Source organism: Paraglaciecola arctica BSs20135 (assembly GCF_000314995.1).
Lineage (GTDB): Bacteria > Pseudomonadota > Gammaproteobacteria > Enterobacterales > Alteromonadaceae > Paraglaciecola > Paraglaciecola arctica.
Map to the genome: position 1 here is coordinate 154,824 of NZ_BAEO01000015.1, position 14,661 is coordinate 169,484.

General features: G+C 40.8%; 14 protein-coding genes and 1 tRNA gene. 8 read left to right on the top strand and 7 right to left on the bottom strand.

The window, feature by feature from the left end; translation table 11 throughout:
• Positions 1–15 precede the first annotated feature (15 nt).
• Positions 16–1,170: an acyl-CoA dehydrogenase family protein gene (locus GARC_RS06560; protein ID WP_007618065.1), complete on the bottom strand. Its 1,155-nt coding sequence runs from the start codon at positions 1,168–1,170 to the stop codon at positions 16–18.
• A 135-nt stretch (positions 1,171–1,305) separates the two neighbouring features.
• On the opposite strand from GARC_RS06560, the gene GARC_RS06565 reads away from it, so the two are divergent.
• Positions 1,306–2,274 carry a GlxA family transcriptional regulator gene (locus tag GARC_RS06565; protein ID WP_007618066.1) on the top strand — a complete coding sequence of 323 codons (969 nt, stop codon included), beginning with the start codon at positions 1,306–1,308 and terminating at the stop codon, positions 2,272–2,274.
• Positions 2,275–2,631: 357 nt separating this feature from the next.
• On the opposite strand, the gene GARC_RS06570 is transcribed toward GARC_RS06565, so the two are convergent.
• Both GARC_RS06570 and GARC_RS06575 read right to left on the bottom strand, forming a co-directional pair.
• A tRNA-Pro gene (locus tag GARC_RS06570) sits at positions 2,632–2,708 on the bottom strand.
• Positions 2,709–2,882: 174 nt separating this feature from the next.
• Entirely contained in the window at positions 2,883–3,350 is a 468-nt protein-coding gene (locus GARC_RS06575) for a YHS domain-containing (seleno)protein (protein WP_007618067.1), read from the bottom strand.
• Positions 3,351–3,459: 109 nt separating this feature from the next.
• On the opposite strand from GARC_RS06575, the gene GARC_RS06580 reads away from it, so the two are divergent.
• Positions 3,460–4,359 carry an AraC family transcriptional regulator gene (locus GARC_RS06580; protein WP_007618068.1) on the top strand — a complete coding sequence of 300 codons (900 nt, stop codon included), beginning with the start codon at positions 3,460–3,462 and terminating at the stop codon, positions 4,357–4,359.
• Between the two features lie 94 nt (positions 4,360–4,453).
• Here GARC_RS06580 and GARC_RS06585 read toward each other — a convergent pair whose 3' ends face one another.
• Positions 4,454–5,074: a flavin reductase family protein gene (locus GARC_RS06585; RefSeq protein ID WP_007618070.1), complete on the bottom strand. Its 621-nt coding sequence runs from the start codon at positions 5,072–5,074 to the stop codon at positions 4,454–4,456.
• 56 nt (positions 5,075–5,130) lie between these two features.
• Positions 5,131–5,721 (bottom strand): dCTP deaminase, encoded by a 591-nt coding sequence (gene dcd / locus GARC_RS06590; RefSeq protein WP_007618072.1) that lies wholly within the window; start codon positions 5,719–5,721, stop codon positions 5,131–5,133.
• A gap of 343 nt (positions 5,722–6,064) precedes the next feature.
• Here dcd and metG point away from each other — a divergent pair, with 343 nt between their 5' ends.
• On the top strand, positions 6,065–8,095 hold the full coding sequence (gene metG, locus GARC_RS06595) for a methionine--tRNA ligase (protein ID WP_007618074.1): 2,031 nt from the start codon (positions 6,065–6,067) through the stop codon (positions 8,093–8,095).
• A gap of 178 nt (positions 8,096–8,273) precedes the next feature.
• Here metG and GARC_RS06600 read toward each other — a convergent pair whose 3' ends face one another.
• On the bottom strand, positions 8,274–9,041 hold the full coding sequence (locus tag GARC_RS06600; RefSeq protein WP_007618075.1) for a methyltransferase domain-containing protein: 768 nt from the start codon (positions 9,039–9,041) through the stop codon (positions 8,274–8,276).
• A 64-nt stretch (positions 9,042–9,105) separates the two neighbouring features.
• Between GARC_RS06600 and gloB the strand changes: the two genes are divergently transcribed.
• The 4 genes from gloB (at position 9,106) to GARC_RS06620 (ending at position 13,144) form a co-directional block, all read left to right on the top strand.
• Positions 9,106–9,876, top strand: a complete 771-nt coding sequence (gene gloB, locus GARC_RS06605) for a hydroxyacylglutathione hydrolase (protein ID WP_007618076.1) — start codon at positions 9,106–9,108, stop codon at positions 9,874–9,876.
• Positions 9,877–9,969: 93 nt separating this feature from the next.
• Positions 9,970–11,640 (top strand): LysM peptidoglycan-binding domain-containing protein, encoded by a 1,671-nt coding sequence (locus tag GARC_RS06610; RefSeq protein ID WP_039988929.1) that lies wholly within the window; start codon positions 9,970–9,972, stop codon positions 11,638–11,640.
• Between the two features lie 24 nt (positions 11,641–11,664).
• Positions 11,665–12,672, top strand: coding sequence for an ion transporter (locus GARC_RS06615; RefSeq protein WP_007618078.1), 1,008 nt, complete (start codon positions 11,665–11,667; stop codon positions 12,670–12,672).
• Positions 12,673–12,685: 13 nt separating this feature from the next.
• Positions 12,686–13,144, top strand: coding sequence for a methyltransferase family protein (locus GARC_RS06620; RefSeq protein ID WP_007618079.1), 459 nt, complete (start codon positions 12,686–12,688; stop codon positions 13,142–13,144).
• Between the two features lie 88 nt (positions 13,145–13,232).
• On the opposite strand, the gene GARC_RS06625 is transcribed toward GARC_RS06620, so the two are convergent.
• The gene (locus GARC_RS06625) at positions 13,233–13,694 is read right to left on the bottom strand and encodes a hypothetical protein (protein WP_007618083.1); all 462 of its coding nucleotides are present in this window, start codon (positions 13,692–13,694) and stop codon (positions 13,233–13,235) included.
• 331 nt (positions 13,695–14,025) lie between these two features.
• Between GARC_RS06625 and GARC_RS06630 the strand changes: the two genes are divergently transcribed.
• On the top strand, positions 14,026–14,613 hold the full coding sequence (locus GARC_RS06630; protein ID WP_153810878.1) for a hypothetical protein: 588 nt from the start codon (positions 14,026–14,028) through the stop codon (positions 14,611–14,613).
• Positions 14,614–14,661 lie beyond the last annotated feature (48 nt).

Here is a 14,661-nt window from a genome sequence, read left to right on the forward strand (position 1 = left end):
CCAGATCAGTTGTAGTTATCTACGCTTTGGAAATATGTCCATATGCTTGGCTATAATGCCCAACATCATTTCGTCACTGCCACCGGCAATCGATAAAATCCTGGTATCACGATAGGCTCTGGAAACAGAGTTATCCCACATGAATCCCATACCACCCCAGTACTGCATACACGCGTCAGTGACTTCCCGCCAAAGTCGCCCGGATTTGAGTTTAGCCATAGACGCTAGATAAGTTGCATCTTCGCCACTCACATGTTGATGACATGCCTTCCATGTTAGCGCGCGAAGGGCCTCTACTTCGGTTTGTAACTCAGCAAGGCGAAAATGTACTACTTGGTTATCTAACACTGGCTGACCAAAAGTGTGACGTTCGCGACACCAAGCGATGGTGTCTTGAATGACCCTCTCCATACCCTGCAGAGCACAAGCGGCTGCATACATCCGCTCTTCTTGGAATTGCATCATCTGCATGGTAAAACCACGATTTTCTTCGCCAACGCGATATCGTTTGGGCACACGCACATTATCGAAGAAAATTTGACCTGTATCACTGGCTCGCATGCCCAGTTTGTTCAACGGTTTAGATACCTCAATACCAGGCGTATCTAATGGCACAATAATGAGTGACTTATTAGCATGCACATTACCCTCACTGGTATTGGCCAACAAACAAACCCAATCACCTTGGGTAGCATTGGTGATCCACATTTTAGTGCCGTTTATAAGATAATCATCGCCGTCACTTTTTGCCGTGGTTTTTAAACCTGCCACATCAGAGCCTGCGCCCGGCTCACTAACACCAATACAGGCAACCATGTCTCCAGCAATAGCAGGTGTTAGAAACTCACGTTTCAATTCGTCGCTACCGAAGCGCGCCAAGGCTGGTGTGGCCATATCAGTTTGCACACCAATTGCCATGGGTAACGAACCACCATAAGCCCGCCCAAGTTCCTCTGCAAACACCAGGTTATAGCTATAATCTAATCCAGCACCACCAAAGGCTTCTGGTTTATGAATACCTAATAGCCCTAAGTCACCCATCTTTTTGAATAACGCATGTAAAGGAGCCTTACCAGCAGCCTCCCACTCATCAATAAAGGGATCCATTTCCTTATTTACAAAATCTCTAACTGTCTTTCTCAGCGCATCATGCTCAGGCGTTAATTGCATTGTTATCTCCAGAATTAGTATCACTATCAATATATTAAAGTGTAAAGAAAATGTTAACACCGTGACTTAGGACAATTAACTGGCTATTCGGGCCATTTTTGTAAATAATCCCTCTAAAATACAACAAGGTGACTTATGTTGAAGCACGTTACGATCTACGCTTGTGAAAATACCCTTGGGCTAAGTATTGGCCTCACCCACGATGTTTTTGCGTTTGCGTCTACCTTACAAGAACGTTTATTGGGCGAGCCCATTAACATTTCGTTAGTAACTTTAGATGGTAAACCTACGTCTACATTTAGCGGTTTGGCGGTGACACCTGATTGTTCCTTAGATGACATTCAAGATACTGATTTAGTTATCCTGCACAGTGTTTGGGGAGATATGAATGATTTACTTGTGCAGCAACGTCCCTTATACCCTCGTCTTAGAGAATGGCATAAACAAGGTAAGCCAATTATGGCCGCAGCTACTGGCGGCTACTTTTTAGCGGAGGCCGGGTTATTAGATGACAGAATAAGTACCACTCATTGGCATAAACAAGCCCATTTTGCGCAAGCCTATCCGAAAATCGATGTACGTCCAGATCGCTTTATTACTGCGGCAGGTGAAATATACTGCTCGGCAGGCATGAACGCGGCATTGGAGATTATAGTTTATTTACTCTCGCGGCTATCTAGCCCAGAGGTAGGAGAGGCAGTAGAACATGCATTTTTAGTTGATTTTCGACGCAGCGATCTAGGTGAATTCACATCCATGGGTCATCAAACCTACCACCAAGACGATAAGATTTTATCAGTACAACAATGGTTAGAAATTCATTTTATGAAACCTATAACCATCGAAGAACTTGCGAGCAAGGCTAATATGAGTACCCGCACTTTTAAACGACGCTTTAAAGATGCCACCTCAGAAACACCACTCGCCTACATACAGCAGTTGAGAATTGAGCAAGGCAAAGAGTACCTTAAGCATAGTGATAAGAGTGTGGAAGAAATTTCATGGTCGGTAGGCTACCAAGATGCCGGGCATTTCAACCGATTGTTCAAGCGAACATATGGAATGAATGCATCTGCCTGGCGGAAAAATCACCGTTTGTATTGAGTTTGCGATTAAATAAGCATTGCCAAGGATATTATGAATACAAGAAATGAACACAAAGTAAAAATATTAGAGCAGTACTGAGAAGAAAATTAATTGGTCGGTGTGATAGGATCCGAACCTACGCCCCTTCATCCCCAGCCAATGACAGCCGCTACCAAATTACGGTAGTCTAAAGATGATGAGTCTAGAAATAGAGGGTAATAAATTAATTGGTCGGTGTGATAGGACCCGAACCTACGACCCCTTCACCCCCAGCCAATGACGGCCGCTACCAAATTGCTTTAATCTAGCGATGTCGAGGATACGTTTGATACAAGGAATGACTAAAAATTGAAAATACTAGAGAAGAGAATTAATTGGTCGGTGTGATAGGATTCGAACCTACGACCCCTTCACCCCCAGCGAAGTGCGCTACCAAGCTGCGCTACACACCGACCGAAGCTGGGCAGTTTACGGAATTTTTTTTTGTTTGCAACGGATAATAGTTGCTAAATGGGCGTTTGCTTAATTGTTAGACAAATTCCTGCCTTTTCTGGCACCTTATTTAATCAAAAATAATAAAAGCCCCGTTTTCACGAGACTGCATAAACAGATTAACCTAATCTTACTTACAAGGTGCTGCCGTCTTTAAATTCAATCACAGGCCATTCGTCATTGGCTTGACTAATGTGTTTAGGAATACTTTCACTCCAAGCTTCTTTAACAGATAGGTTTTTGTTTACGTATAACACCCCATCCACAACTTCAAAGGCTTTACCATCAATCTCGAATTTTTTACCAAAGGTGGCGCCGTAGGCACAAAATCCACCATATGCGGGTGCATACTTAGTAGGTGTAGCAGCAAAAACATCTCTATTTTCTGCTGAGCTAAAACGGTATATGGCATCGTTGTAAACTGCAGTGTATTGCGCACTTCCCAATACTGCTTTATTTTCAGAAAAATAAGCGACCGCATCATGGCCTGCCAAAATAACACTGTTTTTGTCTGTTTCTGTATCAAATCCAGCGAATGAAAATGAAGACATACTAATGGCTGCGACTGCGAACAATGTTTTGAGGTTAAATAATTTTTTCATGATTTATTCCCGTGTTTATAAATGTTGCCTTACTTAGGTACAGCAAATATTAGGCAATATCTGATAAGCTGCCTATATCTCAAGCAATAAGGTTTATGTCTAATCGTATATGGATGTGTTAAATCAGTTATTTTCTACCTTTAAGGTTTCTTCAGAAATTTTTCATAACGGTCAATACTGCGGAAGTTGGGCCTTAGATACCTCTGGTTTGCATTATATGAATTTTCATATAGTTAGCCACGGTGAGTGTTATTTAACTGTGGGTGATGATCCTCAAATACATAACCTTGAAGAAGGAGACATGATGCTATTTCCTAGAGACATAAAGCACTGTATTAGCAACGACAACACTTTCAGTCAAAATGTTAATACTGGTCTATCTCTTGATTTTCGTGAAGGCAAACTCGAAGGTGGAACAGGACTGATATGTGGCTACTTTGCCCACAAACATCCGCTGTTTAGTAACATAACCGAGTTTTTACCAAATATAGTGCTACTTAAAAAAACATCCCTAAACAGCTCGAATAGTAGTTTGCCCTTTCTTATCGCTGCGCTATTGCAGGAGTCACTTTCGGGCAAACCGGGGGCCGAATTGGTCATGAATAAAATTGCAGAAGCGTTATTAGCCATTGTACTTAGACAAAGTTTGCCTGCAGATAAAGGTATAATAGCAGCCTTGTTAAACCCTAAACTAGCTCCGGTTGTGCAAGCAATTCATGGCAGCCCTGCCAAAAATTGGACAGTGGATGCAATGGCAGAAATGGTTTTTTTATCCCGAGCGGGTTTTAGTAACTTGTTTAAATCAGTGTTAAAACAAACACCCATGGACTACGTGACCCAGTGGCGCATGTCTATCGCTTATAGAATGTTGGCTGATGAAAAGAATACAACTCTAGAAACGGCCTTAGCTGTGGGTTACGACAACGAATCTTCATTTTCTAAGGCGTTTAAGCGAATTTTAGGAGTGAGCCCGGGTAGTGTTAGAACAGATGCAAAAGTCCTGACTTAAGCATGTTTTATCCGCCGCACTAATGGGACTGGCTCCAGCCCCATCTTTTACTTCCTGCTTTTAATAGCAACAGACGATTAATAAGACTTCTAGCCTACTTTGGCCGCTGCAATTCAAATTTTTGCAGCTCATCAACAGAGAAATAATCCCCTGGTCCGCCACCGCGCATAACGGGGTGCATCGCAGCTGTATCGTAAATGCCTTCTTTTATGGCTGACTTGGCTATGTGTACTCCTACTACTTCGCCAAATACCATCCACGTTTGGCAAGTATCCCCTTTAGCGGTTTGTAATTGGATCACTTGAGACGTTTTACATTCCATCACTACAGGACTCAGCGCCACATAGGGTACATCTATTATTTTTGATTGCCCTTTAGCAAGGCCAGCCAGTTCAAATTCGTCAATACTCGGATCTACAGCTGCACTAGTTTGATTCATTAGATCAACAAGCGAGCGGGTAACAAGATTCCAGCAAAACTCACCAGTGTCAGCTGCATTTTTCACACTGTCTTTGTAGCCAATACTAGAAAAACCAATGATGGGGGGATGGTAGTTAAAGGCGTTAAAAAAACTGTAAGGGGCCAGATTAACCTGCCCTGTTGCACTTTTGGTTGATATCCAACCTATTGGTCGCGGGGCAATAATGGCGTTAAAAGGGTCATGAGGTAATTGATGACCATCCTTGGGTTGATAAAAATGCGAATTATCTGGCACTAGTGGTTCCTATTAAAAAATTAAGATCTAAAGTTTTCCATTTACAGTTGCGCAACTTAAGATTTGTCATCAGCGCTAATACGACTAGCTGTGGCACCTGACTGATCTTTGTATTTTGCATCAACTCTGGAATTGTAAGGTTTTTCAGCGAAATCTGATAACAACTCAAAACTAATTGCGCCGATCTTCATGCCAGGTTTAAGGGCGAGTGGTAATTTACCGCTGTTGAAAAATTCTAATACTATATTACCTGACCAGCCGGGATCGATTCTGTGAGCAGTAACGTGCACCATTAAACCCAGCCTTGCTAACGAAGAACGTCCATCTAACCAACCCACTATGTTAGCCGGTAAGGTTACAGATTCTAGTGTCACGGCTAAAGCTAATTCACCGGGATGTAAGAAAAAGGACTTGTCGTCGGCAATAATAATTTCATCGCTCATTACAGTATTTAATGCAGCTTGCACTTCGGCCTTGGGGCCGCTTAGGTCTATATAGGGCGCATGATGGTCTTCAAATACTCGGAATTTATTACCGAGTCTAATATCCACTGTGACACCACTTATTTCTTCGTATTCTGGCTGTGGGGATATTTTTATTTTGCCATCTAACAGATGTTGGTAAATGTCTTTGTCGCACAATCGCATAAAAATTAGCTCGTTTATTACTGGTTTTGATTAAGGCCGATTGGCCTTATGACTTTTGTGCCCAGAGCTTACGCTATTTGCACTATGTATAAATAATATATTTTGCCGTTTGTCTGACTAATTGTCGATACTTCTGACCTAACAGGCGCTTTAGTTGTCACTCTTGTCGGTTTTTTAGTTGTTGCCATAAAGGTGGATATCAATATAAAAGGGAGTTTTCTGAGTTACCACAAATAGCGCTGCCTTAATTTGTTTAACAGAAACTGAATTTCGTAATGCAATTAGGGCGTATTTTCGCTACTATTTGCGGCCTTTTTTTCAATTCAGTTAAACATTAGTGATCATGCCGCAAAAAACTCGCAAAATTCTTGTTACCAGTGCCCTTCCCTATGCCAATGGCTCTATTCATTTAGGCCATCTTTTGGAGCATATTCAAACCGATATCTGGACAAGATTTCAACGAATGCGCGGCCATAGCTGTTATAGCGTTTGTGCCGACGATGCCCATGGCACGCCTGTTATGCTTAAAGCACAACAACTAGGTATTACACCTGAACAAATGGTGGCACAAACTCGTGATGAACATCATCAAGATCTATTAGATTTTGGGGTGGAATATGACAACTACCATGTCACCCACTCAGATGAAAACAAAGAACTATGCGAGCTGGTGTATAACCGTTTAGATGAAGCCGGTTATATTAGTAAACGTATCATTAGTCAGTTGTACGATCCTGAAAAAGAAATGTTTTTACCGGACCGTTTTGTACAAGGCACTTGTCCAAAATGTGGCGCAGAAGATCAGAATGGTGACAGCTGTGATGTGTGTAGTGCTACCTATGACCCAACTGAATTAAAAAAACCACGCTCTGTGGTATCAGGTGCAGAGCCAGTATTACGTGATTCAGAGCATTATTTTTTCGACTTGCCGCAGTTTCAAGATATGTTGCAAGACTGGTTACAAAGCGGCGCTGTGCAACCAGAGATTGCTAACAAACTGAAAGAATGGTTTGAAGAAGGCATGCATCAATGGGATATCAGCCGTGATGCTCCTTATTTTGGTTTTGAAATTCCGAATGCGCCGGGCAAATTCTTTTATGTATGGGTAGATGCGCCTGTAGGTTATATGGCCAGCTTTAAAAACCTCTGCGATAAAACCAAAGGTTTAAGCTTTGACGAGTATTGGGACAAAGACTCCGATGCTGAGCTTTACCATTTTATTGGTAAAGACATCACCTATTTTCACTGTTTATTCTGGCCAGCTATGCTTGAGGGCGCAGGATTTAGAAAACCTACAGGTGTTAATGTTCATGGTTTTGTCACTGTTAACGGTGCCAAAATGTCTAAATCAAAAGGCACCTTTATTAAAGGGCGCACCTACTTAGATCACCTTAACCCTGAATATTTACGTTATTACTTTGCCTCTAAGCTCAGTGATGCTGTTTCGGATATTGATCTTAACTTTGAAGACTTTGCACAAAAAGTGAATTCTGATTTAGTGGGTAAAGTGGTGAACATAGCCAGCCGCTGTGCGAGCTTTATCACCAAACGATTTGACGGAAAGTTATCCAGCAATGTGCTTGAACCAGAGCTAGTCGCAGAATTTCATCAAGCGCAAGGGAGCATCGCCGAGGCCTTTGAAAAACGTCAGTACCACAAAGCAATTCGTGAAATCATGGCCTTAGCCGACAAAGCTAACCAGTTTATTGATAGCAACGCTCCGTGGGTGACAATTAAAGACGAAAGCAAACAGCAATTTACTCATGATGTATGTTCGTTAGGTATTAACTTATTCCGTATTTTAGTGGTGTATTTAAAACCTGTGGTGCCGATTTTGGCGAGTCAGTCTGAAGCATTCCTAAACGACGAACTAAGCTGGGAAAGTTCACAAAGTGTATTAACTGATCACCCTATCAACAAATTTAAAGCCCTAATGCAAAGAGTCGATATGGATAAAGTGAACGCTATGGTTGAAGATTCAAAAGAAAACTTAGAACCTACTGTAACCTTGGACCCCAATAGTCCATTAGCAAAAGATCCAATAGCTGAAACGATCAGCTTTGAAGATTTTGCAAAAATTGATTTGCGTATTGCGCGTATTGCTAAAGCAGAACATGTAGAAAAAGCCGATAAATTATTACGTTTAGAATTGGATTTAGGCGGCGAAACCCGCCAAGTTTTTGCGGGGATCAAATCTGCCTATTCGCCAGAAGATCTTGAAGGCAAACTTACGGTAATGGTGGCTAACTTAGCGCCCCGTAAAATGCGTTTTGGTATGTCAGAAGGCATGGTGTTGGCCGCAGGACCAGGTGGCGAAGACCTTTGGATATTGCAGCCTCACGAAGGCGCACAACCGGGTATGAAGGTTAAATAATATCTCTCAAAACATAAAGCTTGTGCACCACTTCACTGTGGTGCAAATTCTTTTAAGGCTGGGGCTCTAAAAGCTAAAAGAAGATTAACCACAGAGGAAAAGGAGGGCACAGAGAAAAGAAAATTTATTTATTCCTCTGTGTAGCGAAGCGCTCTGTGTTCTCTGTGGTAAAAATCTTTTATTTCTCTGTTTTCCATGGGGCCTCAACTTGCATCACGCCACTTCTAACACTGGCGCCTACCGCTGAAAATTTAGTTTTAGCTTTCCATTTGGGTTTGATTAACGACAAGGGAATTTCTCGCTTTCTGGCAACAATCACGTACATAGAAGTCAACATAGATAGGTTTTGGTGACACCATTGGTTCCATTTTGAGGAAGCTCTAAGTTTTCTTTGTAAAAATAATTCATTAAACAATAAGTGTTTAACATCAACTATTTCGAAACCTAATAACTGCAACCAGTCTTTTACCCTAGCGCAGCTAAAAAAGCGTGCGTCATGTAATACACTGCCTTTGTTGAAGGGTAAATATTTAAATACCCCACATAAGCTAAGGGGATTAAAACCAGTAATGACCACATAGCCATTGGGCATAATTGTTCTGTCTACTTCTCTTAAAATTTGATGAGGATCTTTGGCAAAGTCGAGTTCGTGAGCCAACAGGAATGCATCAACACTGTTTTCACTCACAGGCAAATCATCAGACATCGCAACTAAACTCGTATAAGTTTGGTTATTGGATGTAATATTTATTTGATGCTTTATCGGACACGAATTGAGTTCAATTTGGCTACTTAAATGCCCTAAACGAACTAAATGATAACCAAAAAATTTACGGCTAACTTCAGCTATTTCCCTTTCAATTAAACTTTTTAGCTCATCACCTAAAGGAAGATCTTGCCATAACTCTGGTTTGGTTGGATGATTTTTGATTAGCGCTGGTCTCATAGAATTTATGGTACTCTAAAAGTATGAAACTGTTAATCCTAATATTAATGAAAGGAGACACAATATGTCTGTAAGCGTTTTCCCCATCAAGGCATTTAATGATAATTATATTTGGTGTCTACATAACCAAACTCATTGTGTTGTGGTAGATCCTGGCGATGCAGCACCTGTTATAACTTATTGCCAAAATAATCAGCTAACATTATCAGCAATTCTCATTACTCATCATCATTGGGATCACACAGGTGGTATAGACGCACTGTTAGCAGCCTTTCCCAATATTCCTGTGTACGGTCCCCAAAATAAAGAAATAAAACAAATTACTGTTCGCCTATCCCAAGGTGATAATGTAGAACTAGCTAGTCTAGGCGTTAAATTTTCAGTTTTAGAAGTGCCAGGACATACTTTAGATCATATTGCTTATTATGGTGATACAGGTTTGTTTTGTGGTGATACTTTATTTTCAGCGGGTTGTGGGCGCTTATTTGAAGGCACACCCCAGCAAATGTTTGATTCTTTAGCCAAGTTAACGGCACTTCCAGCTGATACTGCTGTCTATTGTACCCACGAATACACAATGGCGAATATTGCATTTGCAGAGGCCGTAGAACCAAATAATCAAGCATTAATGGCATATAAAAATTGGGCCATGCAACAACGGAAAAAAAACACCCCTACTCTGCCATCAAGTATTCAGAAAGAGTTGGCGGTGAATCCTTTTTTACGTTGTGATAGTCCAGAGCTAGTAACCAATGTAAGCCAGAATTTAGGAACAAGGTTAACATCAAAACAAGAAACTTTTGCTTCGTTAAGAAGTTGGAAAGATAATTTTTAGTGGGTAAAATAGGCATTTAAGGCAACGTTTATATGTCACCTGTTAATAAGATAAAAAACAAATTAAAGTAGATAATAATAAAAAGGAAAAACATTGCGTTCATATACTCTCCTATCTCTAGTCTTAATTGGCACTTTGTCTGCTTGTAATGCAACAACACAAAGTGATGATCAAGCAAGTCAACTTGAACAAGAACACCAAATCGCTGAGCAAATTGTAGTCTCCTGTGAGCATTCTAAAGAACAAGCAGAAGACCACTTTGATTGTGAGTCGGCTCAATCAGGCACCATACCTATTACTCACCCAGTTGAACCAGTTGAAGTGGCCGTTGAAGTACCTGAAGAAATAGCCGAGGCAGCTGCTGAGGTTGAAATTAAAGATGTTTGGCAACGAGTGCGTAGTCAGCTTAGATTTTCATTTGAAGATAACAAACGTATTGCAGCGCAGCGTAACTGGTACCTCAAACATCCCAGCTATATGAAACGTGTCGCTTTAAGGGCTAAACCTTTTTTACACTTAATAGTCGAAAAAATTGAACAACAAGATGTGCCAATGGAACTAGTGTTATTGCCTATAGTTGAAAGTGCTTTCGACCCCTTTGCTTATTCCCATGGTCGCGCAGCTGGCATGTGGCAGTTTATTCCCTCTACCGGTAAACGTTTTGGTATGAAACAAACGTGGTGGTACGACGGCCGTCGAGATGTGATGGCATCCACCCAAGGTGCGATCGACTACTTAAATTATTTAGTGGAAATGTTTGATGGAAATTGGTTACATGCCTTAGCCGCTTATAACAGTGGTGAAGGTCGGGTACAGAGATCCATTCGGAAAAACAAAAAAGCAGGTAAACCCACTGATTTTTGGAACTTAGATTTACCCAAAGAAACTCGGGCATACGTACCTAAATTGCTAGCTTTAGCCGACATTTTAGCTAACAGTGACAAGTATAGTTTTGACTGGCCCGTAATTGATAACATCCCATTGACTGAAGAAGTTTTGGTGGGTTCACAAATTGATTTGGCCTTAGCAGCGGACATGGCCGGACTTACGGTGAAAGAGTTACATGCACTTAATCCCGGATACAATCGCTGGGCCACTGATCCCAATGGGCCCCATCATTTATTGTTACCCATAGATAGAGTTGAAAACTTTACTGATGAACTGGCAAAAACAGATAGCTCAGATCGCTTAAATTGGGTCAGACATCAAGTTAAAAGTGGTGATAGTTTATTAAAACTAGCCAAGCAATATCACACCACCACAGATATCATAAGCCAAGTTAATGAGCTAAAAAGTAACGTTATTATTGCCGGTGAACATCTGGTTATTCCGGTAGCGTTAAAATCTTTAGATTCATATTCCTTGTCACAAGATCAGCGCTTAGCTAAAACTCAGTCCAAGAAAAGTGGCTCATACAAACTCAAGCACTTGGTGAAAAGTGGCGATACCTTTTGGGATCTAAGTCGAGAATACAAAGTCAATTTACGTAAACTGGCGAAATGGAATGGCATGGCCCCAACAGATATGCTGCGCCCAGGTAAAACGTTAGTGATTTGGGTGGAGAACGTAACCAAAGGGCAACGTGAAGATGCGGTGATGCGCTCGTTAACCTACACTGTTCGCAATGGAGATTCACTTGCCCGTATCGCCGGAAAATTTAATGTTAAAGTCAGTGATTTACAAAAATGGAATCAAAGTAAGCTAAAAAAATACTTGCAGCCCGGGCAGAAATTGAAAATTTTTGTTGATGTAACCCGCACTTAATATACACAAACGGCTGTTTTAATAATGCTTAACTTCAGTTATTCCAAACTTAAAGCGAGCCACGAAGGGCCATGGATAATAGTCGATCTGTTGATGCTTGCTTTGCTCATCATCAATTTAATTTGGCTATTATTTGATGGCTTATTTTCGACCCAAGATTTTAAGTCCATATTGGCGTCCATCTCTCCAGACCTAGTCACAGGGTATGCGCCTATCCATGAAAATTTTGTGCTTTATGATTTAGCTTTTGTGGTTATTTTTCTTTCTGAGTTTTGTGTCCGTTGGGTGGCAGCGTTAGTGCGCAAGACTTATGTTCGCTGGTACTTTTTTCCCTTTATTCATTGGTACGATTTAATCGGTTGTATTCCTTTAGGCGGAGCAAGAATATTCCGGTTTTTGCGGATTTTTTCAATTTTTTATCGACTCCAAAAATACCAAATTATCGATTTGCGCAACACAGCTGTGTATCGATTTATCATATTTTACTACGATGTGTTTGTTGAAGAACTCAGTGATCGTATTGTTGTTAAAGTGTTGTCTGATGCGCAAAAGGATATCGCTGCTGGTTCACCATTAATAGAAGATATCAGCCAACAAGTCATAGCCACACGTTTGCCGATCTTAACTCAATGGATATCGTCGGTAATGGTGCATATTGGAGAATCAATCGAACACAACGAACATGGTGAATCGGTACGTAGTCATGTGCACAAAAGTGTAGGTAAAGCGGTAAGAAGTAATTCACAGGTGTCCACCTTAAAACTATTACCAATCTTGGGTAGCACTATAGAAAAAACCTTAGAGCAATCGGTCACCGATATCGTCACACAATCGATTATTAACCTTTTAAAAGACATCACCCCTGAAAAAATTGATGATTTTGTTGAGCATGGTTTAGGGCGTTTTACTAGTGAAGACCATATGCTTGATCAAGAAGTATTATTGATCGTTAACGAGTGTTTAGAGCTAATTAAACAACATGTATCACAGCAACGTTGGAAAGATTCATTAGCAAGCCAACAAGCCCCCTAGGAAACACCTGCCGATGAAAGCGCTTGAACTGAAAATCCACCCACCCATAATATTGTTACTTACTATTATTTTGGTTTATGGATGCAGTCACTATTTACCTTTACTGGCCTTTCCATCCATATTATTTGGGCTACATTGGTATCTTGTTGTCGCCGGCGTATTGGTGTCTTTAGCGGGGATCTGGGAGTTTCGAAAAGCCAAAACGACTATTGATCCTAAAAGCCCCCATAAAGCCAGATGTTTGGTATCCGGTGGTATTTATCGCCTAACCAGAAACCCTATGTATCTCGGTATGCAGCTTATAATAATCGCAGCTATTTTTAAATTTGGTAATTATTATGGTTTTATTGCCCTACCCTGTTTTATTTTTTACATCACACAATTTCAAATAAAACCTGAAGAACGTATTATCGAAGGTATTTTTGGTGAAGAGTATCTGCAGTACAAGAAGCAAGTTAGGCGCTGGATATAGCTTAATTGTTTATTTTATTAGAATAGGCATAAAAAAAAGGCAACAAGGGAACACCTCTCGTTGCCTTTTTATAACAAACAAAACAGGACTAAACAGTAATATTAATCAACGACTCACCTTCAGATAGCCCAAAACGCTCGGCTAACTGAGCTGCAATAGTAGAATTATCCGTTGCACTGTATTCTTTTTCTTCAAACAAAGTTTCAAGATAATCAACGGCATCGGTCAAATCTAAACTACCTGAACTACTTGGCGGTGGTGGTGGCTGACCAGCTCCAGCACGATCAGCTCCTGCTAAACCACCAATTTCTTGCGCATCGAAACCAACTTCAGCCAGCTTATCGGCAAACGCAGAACTAGGAGCAATACCGGCATCGGCAAAAGCTTCAACAATACTGGCAGCATCGCTTTCAGTTAAATTGTCGGCATCGTAACCCGATAATGTTTCTTCTATAAGAGCAGTTTGATCATCCGTTAGGCTAGACTGACTGCCTACGCCTGATGGAGGTGGTGGCGGGCGGAAGCTTGCGCTGCCAATTGAATCAACCATAAGTTTTTCCTTTTAAATTTAAAAAGTAAATAAATACTCAATGATGATCGTCCCCCTCCATTAACCTCAGGCAATCAATTAAGCTTAACTAGTCTAGCAAATATTCATTTAGTGAAATGTGCAACAAATGTGCAATAAGATGTGCGACAAGATGCGCAATAAAATACGCAACAAATGTGTAAGTGAACCTAATGACGGCCACTTAGTCTATAAATCTAGTCGCACGTGAATAGATTAGAATATGCCCCCTCTATATAAATTATTGGTAGCGACTCTACTGATATGCATAGTTTTGCCCTTATCAGTAGTTACCCATGAATTTGGGCACGCAATGACAGGTCAATTATTAGGAAAAAAGAATGCTCGTATAATAGTTTGGCCGGGCTGGCAAATTTATCCTAAATTCGACAGCTCTAAACAAGCTGAATGGCCTAAAGGTGCTATAGCCCAAACAATGTTTGTTCCCCCACGTCCCAATTTGCGGATCGAAAACAGCCGTGACTACCTAGCTCAAAATATATTGTTTAAACCAGTAGTCCGAGTTTCTTCGGTATCGTTAAACGAAAAAGAAATAGGCTTAGTATCATTAATGGGCAGCGGTTTAAATTGGCTATTATCAGTGTTAGCTTTGTGTTTTTTAATGATATTTAAGAATAACAAATTCATGCTGATTATCTGCACACCCTTTGCCTTTCTTTATTACGATTTAGTTACTTATTCTTTGTTGCCTACATTTTTTGATTTGCGGCATTGGATATTTTGGGGAGGCAGTAAGGCCGAACCACTTTTGGCACTGTCACAATTTGGGTGGGATCACAATCTGGCAGTCGTTTTTATATGTACAATAGCGATAGTACAGAGTGTATCAACTCTAAAAGTGCTAAATGCACAAATTACCGGGAGCAATTTCCACAATTAGCACTAATTCAATTTTTGCCATAGAGTCAAAACTCAAACAGCTGATGTT